This is a genomic window from Streptomonospora wellingtoniae, assembly GCF_031845375.1.
Lineage (GTDB): Bacteria > Actinomycetota > Actinomycetes > Streptosporangiales > Streptosporangiaceae > Streptomonospora > Streptomonospora wellingtoniae.
The window spans coordinates 257,899-277,590 of sequence record NZ_JAVREK010000001.1 but is presented as its reverse complement, the minus strand read 5'-3'; the positions used below and the strand labels follow the sequence as shown (position 1 = coordinate 277,590).

The following is a 19,692-nucleotide window of genomic DNA, read 5'->3' as shown; positions in this document are numbered from 1 at the left end:
CTGATCTTGTAGCCATCGTGAAGGAAAACGATTTCCCTATACGATAGCTACAAGATCAACGGTGCTATGCCGGTTCACGCGAGCGGATCCGGGCGGCGAACGCCTCCACGGCGTCGACCACCGCCTCGAAGCGCAGGGAGTGGACGATGTCGAACGCGTGCTGTGCGCCGGGAAGCTCCGCGTAGACGACGGGTTCGGCCGAGACCCTGCGCAGCGCGGCCGTGAACTCGCGGGCGGACTCCACCGGCACGACGGTGTCCCGATCGCCGTGCGCGGCGAAGAACGGGGGCGCGCCGGCGTGCAGGTGGTCGGCGGGCGAGGTGGGCGGGTCGGCCTCGGCGCCCGGCTGCGCGTAGTAGCGGCCGTAGTAGCCGTACAGCGAGACCGCAGCGGTCACCGAGGTGTCGGCGTCCTCGAATCCCGGCTGGAACGCCGGGTCGCCCGGCGTCAGCGCGGCGAGCGCCGCCAAGTGGCCGCCCGCGGAGCTGCCCGCCGCGACCAGCACCGTCGGGTCGGCGCCGTACTCGGGACCGTGCTCGCGCGCCCAGGCGATCGCCTTCTTGAAGTCGGCCAGGTGCTCGTCGAAGCCCGCCTGCGGACGCAGCCGGTAGTTCGCGCTGACACAGACCCACCCCCGGCTCGCCAGGCGGTAGAGCAGCGGTCGCCCTTCGCGGTCCTTGCGGCCGCTGTTGTAGCCGCCGCCGTGTGCGTAGACCAGTACCGGGCCTCCCGCCGGCCGAGAGCGGTGGCGGTAGACGTCCAGCCGGTTGCGCTTGCCGGCGTCGCCGTAGGCGATGTCGGCGATGCGCTCGACGTCCCGGCGGCGCACCAGGAACGGGCGGAGCAGGATCCGCGCGTAGGGCGGGCGGCGCCGCAGTCCCGCGGCCAGGTCGGCCCGGATCGCCGACCGCCAGTTCGCGCCGAGGCCCTCGTCCAGCGCGCGCTCCAGCACAGGGCGGGCACGCGTCCCCCTGCGCACGATCACGGCGAGTCCGACGGCGGTGAGCCCCGCCAGGCCGGCCACCGACCAGGCGGCGGGGCTGCGGAGGTCGCCTTGCGCCCATGCCAGCCCGGTCGAGGCGAGCAGGCAGTACAGGGCGAACACCGGCATCTCGTTGATGACCAGTCCCAGCCGGAAGCTCACCGCGTCCCACGGGCGCGGGCGCCGCACCGGAGCCAGCGCGAACGCGGCGCACACCGCGAAGATCGCGACGCCCGCGAGGTAGCCGTAGGGCAGGTAGCCGAAGGACATGGTCACTCCCGAGTGCGACTGGTCGGCGGTACGGCGGCGGGGGAGCGGCGGTACGCCGCGCTCATCGACGGCGCGCCGTCGGTGCCAGGACGAGGATGACCGCGACGCCTACGACGAGGTGCATCGCCAGGAGCACGAACATGCTCGCCGAGTCGGCGGTCGAGATCAGCGGGCCCGCCAGCGACAGCAGCATGACCGCGGTCGCAACGGAGGTCCAGACCGGCCCCGGCCGCTTCATCAGCCGCTCCAGCACCGCGAGCAGCGCCCATCCAGCCAATCCCATCGCCAAGGCCGAGGCCCCGATGGACACCGGGCCGATGGGCCCCAGGGTCCCGGCCCGGTAGGCGGTGACCTCTATCCCCGCGACGGGGACCGCCACCGCCCACAGCACCAGCGCCGCCACGGCCGCACCGACCGCTGCCAGCGCGCGGCGCAGGACCCGGCCGCCCGCGGAACGCGTGTGCTCGGGGGTGGTGTTCTCGGCGGCGCGTGCGGCCCCGGTTCGACTGGTCATCGCTGTTCTCCTTCCGCCCGCCGGGACGCCGTGTCCCGCGGGCCGGACTGCTGTGCGGCGGGGCCGCCGGCTGTGCCGCCGTCCCGCCCGGACCTCCACAGACTCCCAAGGCGGGCGATGCCCGCGCATCAGGCGAGCGGACATCCCCGCCGCTACTCCCGGCGGGTGCACCCCCTACTTCGGTCGGTGTCGGCCGCGCGGGCCCGGCGGTTAGCCTTGCCCGGTGAACGAGGAGGTCATCGCCGCTCCGGCGGCCGAACCCGAAGTCCCGGCGGCCCGCAGGCGGCGCGGCGCGGTCGGTGTGACCGCGGTTTCGGCCGTGCTGGTCGCCCTGACGATCTGGGCCCGCCACGGCATGCAGCCCGACGGCGCGACGCTGGCACTGGACATCGCGGTCGGCGTGCTCGGGTGCGCCCTCGCGCCGCTGCTCATGTGGCGCCCGGTGACCGGCGCGCTGGGCTTGGCGGTGCTCGCCGCGCTCTCCCCGGCCGCGACACCGCCGGCCACGCTCGCGGTGCTGCAGGTCGCGCAGCGGCGGCGGCTCCCGGTCGCCGTCGCGACCGCCGCGGCGGGTGTCGCCGCGCACGCGGTTCAAGGGCTGTGGCAGCCCAACAGCGGGCTCTCCTACGGCTGGTGGCTGGTGGTGATCACCGCCGGCTACGGCGCGATGGTCGGCTGGGGCGCGCTGGTCCGGGCCAACCGCGCCCTGGTCATGTCCCTGCGGGAACGGGCCCGGCGGGCGGAGGCCGAGCAGGGGCGGCGGGTGGCCGAGGCCCGAATGGCCGAGCGCACCCGCATCGCGCGCGAGATGCACGACGTGCTCGCCCACCGGCTGTCCTTGCTGGCCACCTACGCCGGCGCGCTGGAGTACCGCCCCGACTCGCCGCCCGAGCGCCTCGCCCAGGCGGCGGGGGTGGTCCGCACGGGAGTGCATCAGGCGCTGGAGGAGCTCCGGGAGGTCATTCTGGTGCTGCGCGACGAGGACGCGGCCGAAGAGGCCGCCCGTGTCGCCGGGCGCAGTCCTACCCTGGGCGACGTCCCCGCTCTGGTGGAGGAGTCGCGTGCCGCGGGGATGCGGGTACAGGTGCGCGACGAGGCGGCCGACGCCGAGAACCTGCCCGCCGCCGTCGGCCGGACCGCCTACCGCGTGGTCCAGGAAGGGTTGACCAACGCCCGCAAGCACGCGCCGGGGCGGCCGGTCGAGGTGGAGGTGAGCGGCCGGCCGGGCGAAGGGCTCGCGGTCACGGTGACCAACCCGGTCGGGGAAGCGGGCGGTACGGGCAGGGCAGCGGGCGCAGCCGATGCGGGCGGTGTGCCGGACGAGCGGTTGAGCGGAGGCGACGGCGGCAGCACGCCGGCGGAACCGCAGGCGGCAGGGTCGGCCGCGGCGTACGGCAGCGGGACGGGGCTGGTCGGCCTCACCGAGCGTGTGCACCTCGCCGGGGGAGTGCTCGACCAGGGCCTCCACGGCGACCGGTTCCGGCTGCACGCCCGGTTACCATGGCCCGCATGAGCAGTGCGCTGCGGATCCTCATCGTCGACGACGACGCCTTGGTCCGCGGTGGGCTGTCGATGATGCTCGACGGCGTCGACGGCATCTCCGTCGCGGGCGAAGCCGCCGACGGCGACGAGGTCCCGGCCGCCGTAGGCGAGCACACGCCCGACGTCGTGCTGATGGACCTGCGTATGGAGCGGGTAGACGGCATCGCCGCCACCCGAAGGGTGCGCGCGCAGCCGCGTGCTCCCGAGGTCATCGTGCTGACGACCTTCGACAGCGACGAGAACATCCTGCACGCACTGCGCGCCGGAGCGGGCGGGTTCCTGCTCAAGGACACCCCGCCCCCGGAGATCGTCGACGCGATCCGCAAGGTCGCATCAGGCGACCCGATCCTCTCGCCCCGCATCACACGCCGCCTGATGGACCGCGCCGCCACCCAGGCGGGCACCTACGAACAGGCCCGCGCAGCGCTGCAGGCCCTGAGCCCGCGCGAGCACGAGGTGGTGCTGGCCGTCTCCGAGGGCCGGTCCAACGCCGAGATCGCGACCGGCCTCCACATGAGCGTCCCGACGGTCAAGGCCCACATATCCAGCATCCTCACCAAGCTCGACCTGGACAACCGCACTCAGATAGCCCTCATGGCCCACGACGCCGGCTTGGCGTAGTCGGCAGTCAGGGTCCCGGGGTGCGCGGGGACCATCACGCTGCATCGAGCAGGGAACGGACCTCGGGAACATCGGCGAACTCCGTGAGCCGCTCCAGCACCACGCGCGACCGCTCGGCCGTCCGATCGCTCGCGACCTCAGTGGACAGTGAGAGCATCCGCGACGCCGTCTCGGCGGCCGCTTCAGGTTCCCGGGCATCGGCGTAGGCCATCGCGAGCCACGACAGGTAGAGCGCGAGCTCTCTCGCGTGTGTGGCGTCGTAGCGCTGCAGGGCGTCCCGGAGGAGGGGCACGGCCCGCAGCGGGCGCCGGAGTTCGGTATAGACCCGCGCATCCATGACCTTGAGCTCGTCCTCAGTCACCCAATAGGCCCACTCGGGCGCGGGGGATTCAGGTGTCTCGGTGAGCGCGTGGTGGGCGGCGTCCAGGGTGCGCATGGCTTCCTTGGCCTCGCCGATCGCAGCGTGCGCCCACGCAACCCGATCGAAGAACAGCGCACGCGTCTTGGGGTGAGCGTTCTGGCCTGCTTTGTCCAGAGCGGCTCGGGCCAGCGCGACCCCGTCTTGCTGGCGCGCGGTGTTGGTCCACTGGTACGCGAGAGAACCGGCGACGTTGGCGACCAGGGCCATGTCGGCCGCTTCCTGGGCGGCCGACATGCCGATGCGGTACGTGGACTCGGCGCGTGTGTGCTCACCTGCGTCGGACTCGATCCAGCCGACGATCTGGGCCAATTCCCCGATCGCTACCAGCAGCGAACGCCCGACTTCGTCGCTGTGGGTTCCCTCGCGGTAGAGCCGCAGCGCGGCCGACATTTCTCGCCGCGCGGGGGCGATCAGGTCACCACCGGCAAGAACGTCGTCAGCAAGACGAAGCGCATGCACGCGCGCGCTGAGGTCCCGCGCTGCACCGGCACCAATCCTGCGTCCGTCAGGATCGTCGATGTGCGCCAGCGGATCGCCATCGGGCATCAGAGCGCTGAGCGTCGCCGCGGGATCGAAGGTCTCGAAGGATTCGCGCTCCACAGTGGCACGTTCCAACTGATTTCGGGGTAATTCGAGGGTACTCGCCAGATAGGGAAGCCAGAAGCGGGGGATTCGGCGACCGGATTCCCAGCGGTAGACCTCCTGCCGTGTGACAGTCGTCCGTTCCGAGACCTCGCACAGCACCTCGGCCAACCGCGCCTGGGACCAGCCGCGCTCCCGCCGGGCGCGGCGGATCATCTCGCCCAATGTCGTGGAAGACATGGTTTCAGTCTGGCCTACAGATTGGCCCACAGGTAGGCCGATCCGCGAATCCACAAGGGGAGAGAGGGTGGCGGATGGAAATGACCCCCGCGACGCGGGCAAGGCGTCCGGGGGCGCGGCCACCAGCTAGCTAGGAGCTGATGACATGAGGCAGAGTAGCCGCCCACGTCCGACGTCTGCGAGGTGGGGGCGTTCACCCGAACACACCGCCGCCCATGCGGCTGCCGCCGACGTCCAGGCCCGTCACCCGGGCTCCGTGATCTGGTTCGGCGAGACCTCGCACCGGTACTACGTGATGGACTCCGCCGGTCTCCACGAGTTCCCTGACACGGACGCCGTCCTGGTCTATCTCTGGCGCCGCCTCGGGCGCCGGTACCGCGCCGAAGACCGCGCAGTCCGCTTCGGGGACGGACTCGACGACCTCCGCAGTGACCTCAGCGGCCCATTGCGCGCGCTGGTCGCGGTCGGCCCGAACGCGCGCCCCGCTCCCGCAACCGTGGCGGGGGCGAGGTGAGCCCTGTGAGCACGCGCGACACCGACGACGTGCTCCTCGCCATGCTGAAGGCCCGCTATGGCGCCCAGTGGAGCATCCGCCGCACCGAGAACCTGTGGCTCGCCACAGCCAACGACCCGGAGACCGACCACGCTCCCACCATCGTGCAACCCGACGTAGAGGCATTCGTTCGCGAGCTGGAGGATCCACCGGCCCGAGCAGGCCGCCCGTCCCTGCTGTCGTCGTCCTGGGTGGCGGCCCAGTTCGACCAAGCCGGCGAGGGGGCATACGTCTCGCGCGAGTCCCCGAGGCCATAACCGGCCGTCCCATCCGGTTGTCGGCGCCACAAGCCGCCCTTTGGGTCCGAGATACCCCCGGATTCGTCCGACCGCTCGCGGAGGTGGATCCGGGATCACCCCTCGATGTACTGCCTGATCTGCCGGGCGATCGCCTGCGCCAGTCCGACCGGTACGGCGTTGCCGATCTGTCGGGCGACCTCGGTCTTCGTGCCGCACCACACGAAGACCGGGGGGAAGTCCTGGAGCAGCGCTGCTTCGAGGTGGGTGATTGGGCGGTTCACGCGATGCCCGTCACCGGATTCCCATTGTGGGTGGAGATACTGCCCCTTCTCCGGCTTGAAGAACTCGGTGCGAATGGTCAGGGAGGGGTGGTCCCACCGCATGCGTCCCATGACGTCCGTCGTACCGGTGGTCTTGTTGCGCCAGCAGTTGGGCTTGAGGTTCTCGGGCAGATTGAAACGACCACCGCCGGGAGGGATGTGATCATAGCGTTTCAGTGAGAGTCGCGTCGGGTTGCGTCCAATGTGCAGGTCCAGCCACTTGAACTCCCCCGGTATCGGCATTCCGAAACGTGTCGTCGCGGTGTCGGGCAGCAGGGTGGTGGACGGCCACTCGGGGAGCTCGCCGATGCGTTCGCGTACGGTGCGCCACGGCAGGACTTGGTCGTCGAGCTGAGGCGTGCGCGAGTGGGTGGGTTTGGGGAGGGGGACTGTGCCGATCCGGGAACCGATGACTATTGTGCGGGGACGACGCTGCGCGACGCCGTAGTCGGCGGCGTTCAACAGTCCATAGGAGAGCGTGTAGTCCTTCAGCAGGCCGCCTTCGGCCTCGGAGACCAGGAGCTCGAACTCGCTGCTCCGCATGAACCGATCCACGTTCTCTATGACGAAGACCTTGGGCTGGGCGTTGCGGACCACGCGGATGTACTGCTTCCATAGCTTGTTGCGGGGATCGTCGACGTCCCTGCTACCGAGGTTGGAGAATCCCTGGCAGGGCGGGCCGCCGATGACCACGTCGACCTCGGGAATCGCCTCGTCGGGCAGGGCCTCGATGTCTCCAGAGAAGTCCCCGGACTCGGCCGCGTTGAAGACGTGATCCTCACCGAAGTTCGCGGCGTAGGTCGAGGCCGCATGCCGGTTGTGCTCGACCGCAAGCCGAGGGTGGAAGCCCTCCTCGGCGAAGCCCGCGGACATGCCGCCACATCCCGCGAACAGGTCTATCAAGGTCGTCGTCACGGGACGATCGTACGTGTCTGCGAATCGATAAGCACCTTGGAACCCCGGTTATCTCCTGTGTAACGGAGATTTCCCCTACGGTTGCCCCATGAGCCGCGCATCATCCGAGTCCTGGGCCTCCAGTGACGGTGTACGAGTCAGCATGCGGTCGAACAAGGGACGTGACACCAAACCCGAAGTCGCGTTGCGCCGGGCGGTCCACGCCATGGGCCTGCGCTACCGGGTGTCCGCCCGGCCGCTGCCGAACACACGGCGAACAGCGGACATGGTGTTCACGCGCGCGAAGGTGGCCGTCTTCCTGGACGGGTGTTTCTGGCACGGCTGCCCTGAGCACCACACCGTCGCGGTCACCAACGCCGAATTCTGGGCCGAGAAGGTCCGCAGAACACGTGAACGAGACGGGGAGACCGACCGCCTCCTGAGCGACGCGGGATGGGTCCCCGTGCGGGTGTGGGAGCACGAGGACCCCCGCGACGCGGCCGAACGTGTGGCGGAGCAGGTCAAAGCGCGGGTTTGAGTACTCTGTGGTCCGCCGGGTTCAACCTGTCTGCACTCGTCAAAGGCTGAAGAAACCGATCCCGGGTTGTTGGGCGGTGCCGACGAGAAGCGCACGATCCAGAAGCGTGTTGAACTCCTCGCAGCTGGTCTCCGGCAGCAGGACGCAGGCGTGGCACGCGGCGCGGTTGAGATTGTCGGTGCCGCCGGTGTGGGCCTCCATGCAGAGCGGGTCCGCTGAGCACCAAGACGCTCGGTCCAGCGCCGCCCGTATGGAGGCTCCGAGGTTGCCCGACTCGACTTGGGCGATGATGCCGCCGAGACTGCCGGCTGAGTCGCTGGTGGCCGTGTAGACGAGGAACCCTGACATGCCGTCGTCGGCGTAGAGCCGCTCGCGTAGCGATGCTGCGGGGTACCCCGAGTCGAGGCTCCACTCATTGAGGACTATGTGTGCGAGCGTGTGGATCATAATGAAGCGGGGAGAGATCGTGCGGTCGGGCGTCTGGTCGGCCCGAACGAATCGCTCGCGATATGCGGTGTCGACGACCCCGACCCGCTCGACGACCTCCGGCCGCGATTCCCACCGGAGAAGCTTCTTCTCGTCGATGCGGAGGAAGACACCCTCACCGATGACCTCGACGGCCGGCAGCCAGTTGGGGGGATCATCCTCCGGGTGGAGCTTTGAGCGGCGCTCAGGGGTCACCGGGCTGGGCGGTGCGATCCGTGTGAACCCCTGAAGAACCCTTACCTCACGCAGCCGCTTGACACGCATGACGCGGTCGACGGCGAGGCTCTCCAGGCCGGGGGAGTCCTGCCAGGGTTCGCAGACGAAGTCCTGGTCACGAGACCTCTCCGCCGTCTCTCTGAGCAAGGCCTGATATTCCGCGGACTTCAATTCGGAATCCGAGGACAGGTTTTCCCCGGACTCCTCGCGCCGTCGTTGCTCGACGGCGTAGGCAAGTTCCTCGACACTGAATTTTCGGTCGTCCGCCAGCTCGAGTTCCTTGATCCGGTCGACCGGATCGGGAGCGTTGCGGAGGGAACGCCAGTGTTTGCCGACGAGCTTCTGTACACCTTCCGACCAGGGCGGAATCGATATGGCCGAATGAACGTCGGAGAACCAGACCGCCGAAGAACCGCGCTGCATGGCTCGGGGGGACTCGTCGCAGAGCTCGTCTTTCGCGTCGACGAGCCATGGGCGTCGTCCTCTGCAAGCGGTGATTCCGTGCAGCGCCCCCTTCCGCAGTGCCCCCTCCATGGTGACCGGGGGCATCTTGCACGAGCAGGAGATCTCGATGTCGCCCAACGACGCGCTGCGCCCTCCGGCCTTGAGGCTGAGTTCATGCTTCGTTTCCGATGAAGGCCCGGCGGCTCTTCCCTTGTGCAACCACTCGAAATAGGGGAAGTCGGAGATGTGCCCCTTGGGGCAACACACGACGAATCGAGAGGGGACCAGTTCCCGGTCGCAGTTCTTGCATTTTGCGGGGCTTGCCGAGGCGCCAAAGAACCGGGCGTCGGCAAGTCGCCTGCACTCCGGGCAGGAGTGGCGCTCGGGGAACCTAACTACGGGGACGTCCCCGTACTTCTCGCTCTCGGACGCCGGAGGAAGACGGAAGTAGTCCACACCGAACCGTTTTTCGAGACGGCTTTCGTTGATTGTTTGTTCATAAATGTCGTCGGGCCATCTGTTGATCCCGGCCACCATGAACGACTCTCCGCCGATGGCGATCATGGAGCCGACGCCATAGGTGGTGATCATTTGAGCCCGGCGAACTCCGCCGAGGGGTCGTCTTCTCACCGCTTCCCCCTGTCCAGGTAGACGGTCGATTCCACATCCACGTCGCGCAGACTCCACAGAGTGGGAAAGAGGTCACCGACCTCATCGTCGGACTCGTCCCATCTTCCCGCGTCGATCAGCAACCCAGGGCTCCGGTAGTTGCCGTATCCTAGATTTGGCTTTTCCCTCGCGAGTCTGCGCCATTGTTGGATTATTTCGTCGATCTGATGCTCTGTCGCGTCGCGCTCATCCTCTCCCGCGACCCGCGCGACACGGTTCAGTACTCGATCGCATACGGCGCGGAGCTCATCGTCGAAGTCGGCGATGGCGGCGGCCGCCTCCGCGGGACGTGCACGGGGGATCAGGAGTCGGGCCAGGGCCACAACCGTGGCGTGTAGACCTCGATCCCTTGCCCGGGCGGAGAAAGGGGTAACGCTTGTGGCCTCGACCTGGCGGTAGAGGGCCGAATGGTAGCTCGTGAAGCTCTCATAGTGAGATCGGTCCCGTGAACGCCCCGAGTTGAACAGCGTTACAACCAGTCCCGGCCACTTTCGTCCCACGCGACTGGTTGCCTGGATGTACTCGGAGGTGGACTGAGGCTGGCCCATGACCACCATCAGCCCGAGGCGGTTCACGTCGACGCCGACCGAGATCATGTTGGTGGCAAGGATGACACCGAGTGCGTCGGGATACGGCGTCTCCATGTCCTGGAGGTGCCCGGGTATCGCACTTGAGGGTTCGCGGCTGGTGAGTTCGATGTCGCGCCCGATCTCCCTACGTGGTTGATTCAAGGTTCGGCTGAGGAGGTCAAGACGGTCGTTGACGTCGTCCTGTACCTGAAGCCTCGCGCCCGCGAGCAGACGCAGGCTGTTGAAGTAGCCCAGCAGGGTCCAGTAGGCGTCGCGGACCTCATTGTCCCCGTCGATCGCCTGGGCGTGGTGCAGTAGGGCGGCGTAGGCGCGTACCAGGAGAGAGGTCTGGCTCGTGGCCGGTGCCATCAAGCCGACGTATCGACGATCGCCCTTGTCGGACGGCGGTGTCTCGACCGAGAAGTATGAGTCCCGTGCATCCAGCCCGGGCGGCGGAAACTGTTCGACGCTGCGATCGAAGAGTGCGCGCCCCTGGTGGACGGCGCGTCGGATGGTCGCCGTGGACGCGACGATCTTCGGGCGATCTCCGAGAACGTCGACCGTCGTCTCGTATAGTCCCGCCAAGGTTCCGAGGGGGCCGGAGATCAGATGCAGTTCATCCTGGATGATCAGCTCGGGCGGGGGGTCACTCGTTTCGTAATTGAATAGGCTACCGATCACCGGCTTCCACGGAAGGCCAGCGAACTTGTCGGCGGTGGCGATGATGAGCGTGGGGCGCGCGGCATAGATCGTGTCGTCGACGACGTGTACCGGGAGACCGTCGGCGAATTCGCACACGGGAACGCCGCAGGAGATGACCAGGCGGTCCTCCTCGACTCGATAACTACCGTGGTCGAGCGCGTTGCCGCACCAGGAACACGATCTCAGCTGTACGGGGTTCTCCTCCTGTACCTGCTCCCCCCGTCTCAATTTGTTGAGGGAGGCCTTGGCCTCCTTGAGGCTGTTCGGCGTCGATCCGCGGCCCACCCACATGCCGATTGAGATCTCGGTACGCCCAAGACGGTCGGGGGCGTTGCGCCGTAGCCGTTCCATGCAGCACATGAGTAGCGCCGCCCGTTCAAACTGCTGCACGGTCAGCAGCCGGAGAGTGTATCGCATCAGGACCGTGACGCCACCTCCGTGGGCGGGGTCGCGCAACCGTCTCAGGAACGTCGCGAACGCGATCAGGCCGAGGTACGCCTCGGTCTTTCCACCACCCGTCGGAAACCACAGCACGTCGGCGATGTCGCGGTCCTCGTGCTCCCGATCGGCCACGCCGCACAGGGAGAGCAGGATGAAGGCGATCTGGAACGGTCGCCAGGAAGGGCTTTCCTCATCTGGTGTCCGGGATGATCTGTCCTCCGATCTCAGCCAGTCCGTGCGGGCCCGCTGAGTGGCCATGGTGCGGTTGGCGAGTCGGAACGCCTCCATCGTGGTGCGATCCCCGGGTTCGGCGAGGAGGTCGATGCCGGCGTCCATGCGATCGCAGGCCGTGGTGCACTTGTCCAGATGCTCTGTGGCAACGGCCCTGAGGCTCGGCTCGGCCGGCTCAGAGGTCTGATCTCGACGCTCCCGTATCCATTGGCGGTAGCCGTTGGTCAGGTCACGAAGCACGGAGACGATCTCGGCATCGGAGGCGGTGTTGGCAAGGTAGTCCATCCGCAATCGTCGCGTGTCGATAGCGGGGTTGGAGTCGGTCAGGCGCAGGTCGTATTCGGGGACGAAGGTGGTCCGGATCCAACTGGTCCCCGCGGCACCGGTGAGATCGTTGATCGGGAACGTGTGTTGTTCCCACTCGACCGCGCAACCGTGACCGACGGCGAAGGTCGGCGCGTGGCGGTACAGGAGCCGATAGGACTCGAGCTCCTCGTCGGCCCCGGTGGCATTGGGCGACGGACGTTCGACGAACGGGGACTTCCGCCCCTCCACGGCTCTGACTGTGATGCGCGGTTGGAGGAACGCATGCTCGTCGCGTCGTTCCGTGGGGCCGACGCGATTCCTGTTCAGCAGAGCCACTGTCACCGCAGTGACCCCGTGTTGGTCAGGGGGGCGAACCAGACAGTAGAGATCGAGCCCGTCTGCCGGCTCCGAACCGGGACTCGGCTCTGCCCCCGGTCTCAGAAGCAGAGTCCGTTTCTCGATGACGAGGTTGTGGCGTCTCCAGAGCTCCTCCGCCACCGCACCGGTTCGGCCGCGTCGTCCCTCTGAGGACTGTTCGAGGGTGTAGCGGGCCGCCTCGACCTCGATCTCAATCTCGTCGGAGAGCGACGTATCGACGGCGAAGGTCAGTCCCATCGAGGACGGATAGCGAACGTTCGCCATCGTCACCGCGGGATCGACCGTCTCGCCGGAGTGGTGTCCCTCGGGTTCCTCCTCGGGCGGGGATTCGTCGCCGACCGCGTCCTGCGATTGCGGAAAAAGGATGCCTGCCGCGTACTTGGTGATCGGGGGGTCGGAGATGGTCTCGTCTTTGCCGCCAGGGCCGACCACGTCCCTTTCGAGCCGACCCACGAGCTCGTCACGGAATGCATAGTGCCTGTCGAGGCCAGTGGTGGTCACCGTTTCTCCTTGTCTCCCCAGACGAGTCTTCCCAGGCCCTCGATTCGCGGACGCAACCACACGCCCGACCACCCGAGCCCGACGTTGACAGCCGCGGCCTCTCGGCCGACGACCGTTTCAAGACAGTCGACTCGAAGGTTCGTGACCTCCTCGGGGAGCCTTCGCCCTCTCCCGGCGAGCGTCCGCATTCCCCTGGCGAAGGACTCGGAAGTCACCCCGATGGGCTCTCCGGCGTGATCAACGATGTAGAGGGGCTCCTCAAGGGTGGTATCAGACGCCCGTCGAAGTCTGATTTCATCACCGGCATGCACGCGGGTAGCGAGATAGTTCTGAACGTCGGCCGGCTCCGCCGAGTAACCGACGCTCCCTGCCGGATCGTCGGCGCGGACGTCGGAACCACGAATCTCCATGCCGAAGCGCGAGCCGGCCTTGAACCCCACGTCGGCCCATCGACCGTCCGGCAGCGGCTTGAGGTATCCCGTCGCAAGGTCGTCGACGGGCTTGATCAGGCTCAACAGATCGCGCGGTCGTGTCATCGCCACGTACAACAGGCGCGTGTGCTCGGCCTGCTCCACGATTCCGTCCAGTGGATGACCGGGATCCACGATGACGACCTGATCGAACTCCAAGCCCTTCACCCGGTGCACGGTAGACACGACCAGCGAATCCGAGGGCGGTTGGGTCAGTTCGTCGGGTACGGTACCCGCGGCCAGCTTGCGACGCAGGGCCACGAGGTCGAGCGTCTCGCCCCGGCGGTCTGCGGCCGTTCGTTTGAGCACTCTCCACGCATCGCCCGGGTCCGTTTCCGCATTGGCCAGAGCCCTCAGCACGTCCTCCTTGGCCGGGCCCTTCGACGCGAGCTCACGATAGATCGTGGCGACCCACGACGGCAGCACCCGATCCTCGGCGGCACGCTGGAGACGGTGAGGTACGCCGAGTTCGTGGAGTCTCCGCGAGATCAGTAGAGTCTGAGCGTTGTTCCTGCACAATATCGCGGTCGACGAGCTCCGGCCCGTGAGTACTCGGGCCGCGTCGTCCAGCGTGCCAAGAGTGTCGCCGCTGAGCAGGCGGGTGCGAAGCTCGTGAAGTAGTGGGGGAAAGACGGCGTCGACCTCGCCGACCTGCGGTCCGAGATCCAAGGCGGCCCTCGCTTCCGACTCCCTGGCCCTGAAGTTGGCGGAAAGCGTGAACTCGACAAGGTCATCGAACCTTGTCCGGATCCACTCGTACAGGGCCGCAGCTCCCTGAAGACGCTCGGCCCGATCCTCGAGCTGAAAACCGTAGATGCCCTGAGCCGGGTCGCCGAGAAGGGTGAAACCCTCGACGTCAGACTCCAGGAGCGCCTTGACGAGTTCCGCACGGGCGCCGACGAGGTCCTGAACCTCATCGACGACCAGATGGCGAACCTCCGAGACCAGTTCGGTCGCATCCTCGTCGTCTCTGATCAGGCGGATGGCCGCCTGGATGCGACCTTCGAAACTCTTCTCCTTCCATGAACCGTCGGGATCGAGCTCGGACAACAGCCACGTCGCGTAGGAGTCGAACGTTCGGACGTCCACGTTTCCGGAGGCGCCCTCCGCGTTTCTCAGACGGTTGCGGACCTCGCGGACCGCGGCGCGGGAGAAACTCAGGACGAGGACGTCGACGGCGTCCACCCCGTCTTCGAGCAGCTGGGCGACCCTGTGAACGAGGGACAGCGTCTTACCCGAGCCTGCACCCGCGGTGACCAGCACGCGCGCCGACGTGGGTTGTTCGACGAGACTCCGCTGTTCGGCGGTCAGCTCCGGTGCTTCGGGCATCATCTCTTCCATAGGTACTCGAAGTCGCGGAAAGCAAGCCGTTCGCCGAAGTTGGCGATGTTGTCGGCGACGTTGATGATGAGGCACTCCTCCTTGCCGCCGTTGAGCGGACCGCGCAGCCCTCGGCCGATCATCTGTTGGTAAAGATTGGGGCTGTAGGTGGGGCGGGCGACGATCACCGCCCTTGTGGCGGGCGCGTCGAAGCCCTGGGCCAAGACCCCGTAGTTGGCGAGAACCCGGATCCTCCCCTGGCCGAAGCGTTCGATGGTGTGTCGCCGGGCTCCGGGGTCGGACTTGCTGTCGATCGATGCGGCGGGTATTCCCTTGCGGCTGAGCAGCGCTGCCATGATCTGTGCGTGTGCGACGGACGTGGCGAAAAGAAGAACCGGCCAGTCCTCCGGAAGCTCTTGAACGGCGGCGAGTAGTCTGCGGTTTCGAGCGGAGTTCAGTCCAAGTCGTCTCTCCGCCGATCCGGGGAGCCGGCGCCTGTGCTCGAGCTCGGCACGCTCACCGCCGTCGAGGTCGAGGGTCACGCCTTCCAACTCTCGATGGCTCACCTTGCTCAGGACCCCGAGCTCCTGAAGGTGTGCATAAGGGTCCACGCCGAGGATCTCGGAACCGTCGCTGTCCAAGTCCAGGCGGGTCTGTTGATAACGCCGGACAAGCCGGGAGGTTTCCTCCGCGTTGCCCTCTTGAGGGCGAGTGCCTCGGAAGGGAGTGGCGGTCAGGCCGATGAGCGGGCAGCGGGTACGGTGCCTGCTGAGCCCGAGGGCCTCCAGCACGAGGGTGTAGCGCGGACTGATCGACACGTGAGCCTCGTCGACGATGACCGCCCGGGCGTCACGCAGCCACATGTAGGCTTCGGTCTCCAGTACAGAGTCAAGCTTGGCGTCGGTGGCCACGACGACGTGGAAGCCGTCGTCGACGGGGATCGCCTCGTTTCCGCTCCACAGACGGTTGATGGTGAGTTCCCCGTCCGGCGGTCCGATGTGACGCCAGACGTACTGCCAGGATTGGACCGCCTGTTCGCAGAGCTCCTCCGTCTGGGCGATCCACAGGATCGGAAGTGGGGCCGAGTCCGCTGGGGAGGAGCGGAGCCATTGAACAAGGGCCTCGATGGCGACCCGGGTCTTACCCGCTCCCGTAGGCAGACTCAACAGTCCGCGTTTTGCCGGCTTGGACCGGAGGGTCTCCAGCACGCGAGCCACCATGTGTCGTTGGTAGAGGTGCAGGTCTCGAAAGTCCGTGGGACCGTGAACGGTGACCACCGGATCGGGTTGCGGCTGACGCATTCCCGCGTACTCCACGGGGAACCCGAGGTCGGTGGCAAACGCACGTGCCTCGTGGCCGCCGGCGAGCTGGGCCGGCACCGCGAAACCGCGTTCCTCGAGTCTGCTTCGGAACTTTCGCAAAACCTCCGGGCCGTAGACGGTCAACGCGAGGTCGCCGAGCATGTGCTCGGTCACCTCGTCCTCCTCGGCCTCGACTGCCGGGATGAGCCCTTCCGGGAGTGCCTCCTGCAGAGTCTCACGCCCCAGCATCGCCACAAGCTTCTCGGCGAGACCGGTCCTCCTGCGGACGTCGACCAGGAAGTCCTGGTGCTTCCGCTGCTCGCGGTTGCGGAGGGTCTCGCTAACGTCATGGTCGGTGAGACCCAGGTTGAGTAGCCGGCTCAGCTCGCACAGCAGAGCTGCGTCGTCGTGTTCGCCTTGGACCTCCCAGAAGACGGTGTTCTCCGCATGCCCGATCGTCGCCGACTCCGTGGTCTGCCCGGAGGGCGTGCTGACGAGCCGTTCCAGATCGGTGCACCGAATCAACTCGAGGCCCCGAAGCGGGCGGTCTTCCTTCCACTTCATCAGAGGGAAAACATCCTCGAGGGGGGTGCCGACACCGACGGGCGTCGCGCGGTACTCGGCCTTGTAGACGTCGGAAAACGTCTTCATCCCCCAGCCATTGACGAGACGTTTCGCGCTTTCCCCGTCGGGTGCAAGGATCACCGGTTCCCCGTGTGCCTGCAGGCGGCGGTACTGCGCTTCGTCCACGGCTACCGCGATGTTCATGGTGGGGATCTCGCACCAGGACTGGCCCTCGTGGCAGGACAGTCTGCCGGGGTTGCTCAGCTGTGTGCTCGCCAGGGCGTAGAGCATTCCGGTCTCCACCGGACTTTGGGTGGCTCTTGCATACTCGAACGCAGCCGTCCAGGTCTTGCCATTGACCCTCTCCAGGGTGCTCGCAAGTCGCAGCGCCTCGCTAAGGCTCTCGTCGATCTCGGCGACGACAGGTAGGACCCGGGAGTACTCCGCGAGCTCCGGCCCCACGCACGTGTCCACCGGGAATGGCCCCAACGAGGTGTTCAGAACGCCGTCTCGCCTGAGCACCCACAGGAGGGGGGACTCGACCCAATGGGGATCGTCGTTTGGACGGGTTTCGGCATGCACCGTCCATGCTGTGACGACACCGTCGGCAGGGATCTCGTCGATGAAGCGGGCGCAGGCCGCACGGCTCAGTCGACGGACCAGGCCGAGACTGCCTGCAGGCTTGGCGCCGTCAACGCGGATCCTGGTTATGTCCGGACGAGGCCGATTGGAGGGGAGCGACGCGTAGTAGGACTCAATCATCGCCTCTTCGTATGTGGAGAACCAGGTCTCGTCGGCAGGGGCGGCGTCGAGGCGCGGTCCGTCGGACATGCCGAGGGCACGGAGAAGACCGAGGTCGTCCCGATGCTCCGTCTCATCGAGGACGATCGAATGGTCGTTCGTGTCGGTCGGTCGTATAACGCGGCCCGGTAGCAGGCACTCGGTCATCGCGACGAAAGAGCCCTTCCGATTCCGGACCCTGAGGTCCTTCGGGGTGATCTCGTGTTCACGGAGGTGGTCGGCGACGTGGTGCGGGCCGACCTGGCGGGCCAGGCGCCAGAACCGGCGCCAGTCGTCCGTCTCATAGGACGCGACTCCGTGTTTGACTTCCGCGGCGAAGCGGCCGAACGCGTTGTCCTCACGGACGCCGAGGGTCTCCAGGCACTCCGCGATGTCGGAATCCAGTTCCAGCTCGGGATCCACGAACTTCAGGTCGCTGGTGACCTCGTCCAATGAGGATCGCCGGAAGACCTCACCGTTGGCCGGCGCCACCAATTCGCCCTGTGACGTGCGGAGGATCTTGGCTTGCCGTGCCTGATCCGCGTAAGCGCGGCCCTGCTTGACCATGTCCGCCACAATTGACACGGCGACCGCTGACGCCGCCGCTGTGCGGTCCTCGACCAGAGCCTCCAACCACTCCTCAACACCGGCGGCTTTGTGCTGTCCCATGATGGTCTCGGCGCGCGATCGGCGGACGGTGTCGAGAACGGAGTGATGACACCAGTTGCTGGGTCGTCCGGGATGGCTGGCCCACTGCTCCAACCAGCGGCCCTCGCGCGCTCTTTCCTTGGCCGGAGTCAGCTCCGGCGGTTGGAGATTGATCTCTGCTGGGGTTCGAAGTCGTCCGTCCTGGTCCGGGAGGGACGGTCGATTGGCGGCCTCCTTGTAAACGTGGCCGGTAAGTTGCTCGTCCGCCCAGTTTCGCGATTCGCGCCCGCGCGCGGTGATCAGTGACAGCGGAAGCCCCGGATCGCCGGGCGTGGCGAGCTCGGGGAGGGAATCGACGATCAGCCCAGCCGCGGTATGCATCAGTTCATCGTTGAATGCATTGTCCTTGAGGAGGTTCTGCCTGTCCTCGTTCGTCTTCCACGGCGCATTGAGAATGCCGCGCAGGGTCGTCTCGTAGGTGGTGGGAAAGAACGCCCAGAAGCCACCGGTATCTTGGGGGCGTCCGACGGGGACGGCCCAGGCGAGCGGGACCTCGGGTCGATCATGGTATTCACCGGCTGCTTTTCGAGCAGCTGCCGACGGGTGGTGTACAGTCTGGAAGACTCGCCACTTCTCGGGGTCTTTGTCCGCCTTGCCGCTCTCGGAAACGTGCAGGAGGCGATGACTACCTTCGCCACTGACCCGTATGTCCCGCCGGAAGGTCGCGACCGGTGGACGGCGATCCTCCAAAATCACGTGGCCGACGTGTGGTGAGAAGACCGCGAACGCCGATGGGAAGTTACCCAGGTCGAGCGCCAGACGGCCAGCATGCTGTTCATCCGTAAGGGGCAGTTTGATGACTGTACTGGCCCACTCCATGAGGTCGTCAAGATCTGGATCCGCCCGGCGCTCCTCCATTGGGTCAAGGGGGCGGGCCACTCGCAGAATCGGTACCGGACCGTCTCCGGCGACCCGCTCACGGATACGCCGGCGAGCGTGATCACGCGTCCATCCGAACGAACCGGAACGGCTCAGGAAACGCGGTTCATCCGAAACGCTGAGCACCGATTTGAACCCGAGACCGAATCGCCCGATCTCCGCGCCCGCCTTGCGGGAAAGATGCGAGGCGAGGATCGTCTCTGCCCCTTCAGGGGTCACCGGGTTTCCCTTGTTGGCGCAGTACAACGCGTGAGAGGTCAGGACCACCTGGATACGCCCGTCGTTCGCGCCGCGAAGCTCATCCGCACCGTTCTGGATCAGCTCATAAAGCTGTCGACGCCCGTATCCCCCTTGGGTGATGGAGCGTTCGATGTTGGCATGCTCCTCAATGAGTGTCGGGTTGGCCTGGTACGAGCGTAGGCAGCTTTCCGATTGCTTGGTCACAACGTCGATGACCTCACCGTCTTTCGCCCAGGTGAAGAGGGGGTCGCTGGTTCTCTGTGATTCTTCGATGGGGTCCACAAAGACCGATCCTCGGGGTTGCGATGACGAATCGGTTGCGCATACCGATCCATGGGGCGCGTACTTCGATACGAGTTCAGGGAAGCCAGACGGGGCGAGTGGATGTCCGCCCCGCCGAACCGACCAATCGACGCGGATGACTTAGGCTCTGACTTTGGAGAGGACCTCGACGATCGCGGACGCCATTCCTACGGCTTCCATCGCAGCCCTGTTGTGCATGGCTAGCTCATTTTGAAGCCGTTCGTTTTCGGAATGAAGTTTCACGTCGTTTCGGTCTTGATTGCGCTTCTCCCCTATGGCGGAGCGCCGGCGATCCGTAAGAACGGAAAGGGCCTCGTTGCGCCACCATTCGATTTGGGCCCGCGTGAGACTTTCGCGGCGAAGAATGTCCTTTCGCTCGGCGTCGGAGGGGCAAGTTTCGTATTCGGCGACCACTCGAAGTTTAAATCCGGGAGAAAAGCTGCGGCGCCTTCGGTTGTCGGTGGACAT

General features: G+C 66.7%; 14 protein-coding genes. 5 read left to right on the top strand and 9 right to left on the bottom strand.

What is annotated here, in order from left to right; genetic code table 11:
• Window positions 1-64: 64 nt before the first annotated feature.
• A complete protein-coding gene (locus RM446_RS01190; RefSeq protein WP_311543149.1) occupies window positions 65-1,252 on the bottom strand; it encodes an alpha/beta hydrolase in 1,188 nt (395 codons plus the stop codon).
• Window positions 1,253-1,313: 61 nt separating this feature from the next.
• Entirely contained in the window at window positions 1,314-1,766 is a 453-nt protein-coding gene (locus RM446_RS01185; RefSeq protein WP_311543148.1) for a DUF6069 family protein, read from the bottom strand.
• Window positions 1,767-1,989: 223 nt separating this feature from the next.
• Between RM446_RS01185 and RM446_RS01180 the strand changes: the two genes are divergently transcribed.
• Both RM446_RS01180 and RM446_RS01175 read left to right on the top strand, forming a co-directional pair.
• Window positions 1,990-3,279: a sensor histidine kinase gene (locus RM446_RS01180; protein ID WP_311543147.1), complete on the top strand. Its 1,290-nt coding sequence runs from the start codon at window positions 1,990-1,992 to the stop codon at window positions 3,277-3,279.
• Window positions 3,267-3,929, top strand: a complete 663-nt coding sequence (locus RM446_RS01175; protein ID WP_311543146.1) for a response regulator transcription factor — start codon at window positions 3,267-3,269, stop codon at window positions 3,927-3,929. Before RM446_RS01180 ends, RM446_RS01175 begins: the two co-directional genes overlap by 13 nt.
• Window positions 3,930-3,963: 34 nt before the next feature.
• Here the strand turns inward: RM446_RS01175 and RM446_RS01170 are convergent, their stop codons facing one another.
• A complete protein-coding gene (locus RM446_RS01170; protein WP_311543145.1) occupies window positions 3,964-5,172 on the bottom strand; it encodes a helix-turn-helix transcriptional regulator in 1,209 nt (402 codons plus the stop codon).
• Window positions 5,173-5,428: 256 nt separating this feature from the next.
• Here RM446_RS01170 and RM446_RS01165 point away from each other — a divergent pair, with 256 nt between their 5' ends.
• Both RM446_RS01165 and RM446_RS01160 read left to right on the top strand, forming a co-directional pair.
• On the top strand, window positions 5,429-5,686 hold the full coding sequence (locus RM446_RS01165) for a hypothetical protein (protein ID WP_311543144.1): 258 nt from the start codon (window positions 5,429-5,431) through the stop codon (window positions 5,684-5,686).
• 5 nt (window positions 5,687-5,691) lie between these two features.
• Entirely contained in the window at window positions 5,692-5,982 is a 291-nt protein-coding gene (locus RM446_RS01160; RefSeq protein ID WP_311543143.1) for a hypothetical protein, read from the top strand.
• A 95-nt stretch (window positions 5,983-6,077) separates the two neighbouring features.
• Here RM446_RS01160 and RM446_RS01155 read toward each other — a convergent pair whose 3' ends face one another.
• Window positions 6,078-7,199 (bottom strand): DNA cytosine methyltransferase, encoded by a 1,122-nt coding sequence (locus tag RM446_RS01155; RefSeq protein WP_311543142.1) that lies wholly within the window; start codon window positions 7,197-7,199, stop codon window positions 6,078-6,080.
• Between the two features lie 142 nt (window positions 7,200-7,341).
• Between RM446_RS01155 and RM446_RS01150 the strand changes: the two genes are divergently transcribed.
• A complete protein-coding gene (locus RM446_RS01150) occupies window positions 7,342-7,716 on the top strand; it encodes a very short patch repair endonuclease (RefSeq protein WP_398694272.1) in 375 nt (124 codons plus the stop codon).
• Window positions 7,717-7,755: 39 nt separating this feature from the next.
• Here RM446_RS01150 and RM446_RS01145 read toward each other — a convergent pair whose 3' ends face one another.
• The 5 genes from RM446_RS01145 to RM446_RS01125 form a co-directional block, all read right to left on the bottom strand.
• Window positions 7,756-9,492, bottom strand: a complete 1,737-nt coding sequence (locus tag RM446_RS01145; protein ID WP_311543140.1) for a DUF1998 domain-containing protein — start codon at window positions 9,490-9,492, stop codon at window positions 7,756-7,758.
• The gene (locus RM446_RS01140) at window positions 9,489-12,659 is read right to left on the bottom strand and encodes a helicase-related protein (protein WP_311543139.1); all 3,171 of its coding nucleotides are present in this window, start codon (window positions 12,657-12,659) and stop codon (window positions 9,489-9,491) included. Before RM446_RS01140 ends, RM446_RS01145 begins: the two co-directional genes overlap by 4 nt.
• Window positions 12,656-14,470 carry a UvrD-helicase domain-containing protein gene (locus RM446_RS01135; RefSeq protein WP_311543138.1) on the bottom strand — a complete coding sequence of 605 codons (1,815 nt, stop codon included), beginning with the start codon at window positions 14,468-14,470 and terminating at the stop codon, window positions 12,656-12,658. Before RM446_RS01135 ends, RM446_RS01140 begins: the two co-directional genes overlap by 4 nt.
• Window positions 14,458-19,203: a DEAD/DEAH box helicase gene (locus tag RM446_RS01130; protein WP_311543136.1), complete on the bottom strand. Its 4,746-nt coding sequence runs from the start codon at window positions 19,201-19,203 to the stop codon at window positions 14,458-14,460. The genes RM446_RS01135 and RM446_RS01130 overlap by 13 nt, the downstream gene beginning before the upstream one ends.
• 141 nt (window positions 19,204-19,344) lie before the next feature.
• Window positions 19,345-19,692, bottom strand: coding sequence for a hypothetical protein (locus tag RM446_RS01125; RefSeq protein WP_311543135.1), 348 nt, complete (start codon window positions 19,690-19,692; stop codon window positions 19,345-19,347).

What these genes read in the sequence shown, in the direction of transcription:
- RM446_RS01190 (WP_311543149.1), bottom strand. Translation starts at nt 1,252, where the DNA reads ATGTCCTTCGGCTACCTGCCCTACGGCTACCTCGCGGGCGTCGCGATC.
- RM446_RS01185 (WP_311543148.1), bottom strand. Translation starts at nt 1,766, where the DNA reads ATGACCAGTCGAACCGGGGCCGCACGCGCCGCCGAGAACACCACCCCC.
- RM446_RS01175 (WP_311543146.1), top strand. Translation starts at nt 3,267, where the DNA reads ATGGCCCGCATGAGCAGTGCGCTGCGGATCCTCATCGTCGACGACGAC.
- RM446_RS01170 (WP_311543145.1), bottom strand. Translation starts at nt 5,172, where the DNA reads ATGTCTTCCACGACATTGGGCGAGATGATCCGCCGCGCCCGGCGGGAG.
- RM446_RS01150 (WP_398694272.1), top strand. Translation starts at nt 7,342, where the DNA reads ATGCGGTCGAACAAGGGACGTGACACCAAACCCGAAGTCGCGTTGCGC.
- RM446_RS01135 (WP_311543138.1), bottom strand. Translation starts at nt 14,470, where the DNA reads ATGGAAGAGATGATGCCCGAAGCACCGGAGCTGACCGCCGAACAGCGG.
- RM446_RS01125 (WP_311543135.1), bottom strand. Translation starts at nt 19,692, where the DNA reads ATGTCCACCGACAACCGAAGGCGCCGCAGCTTTTCTCCCGGATTTAAA.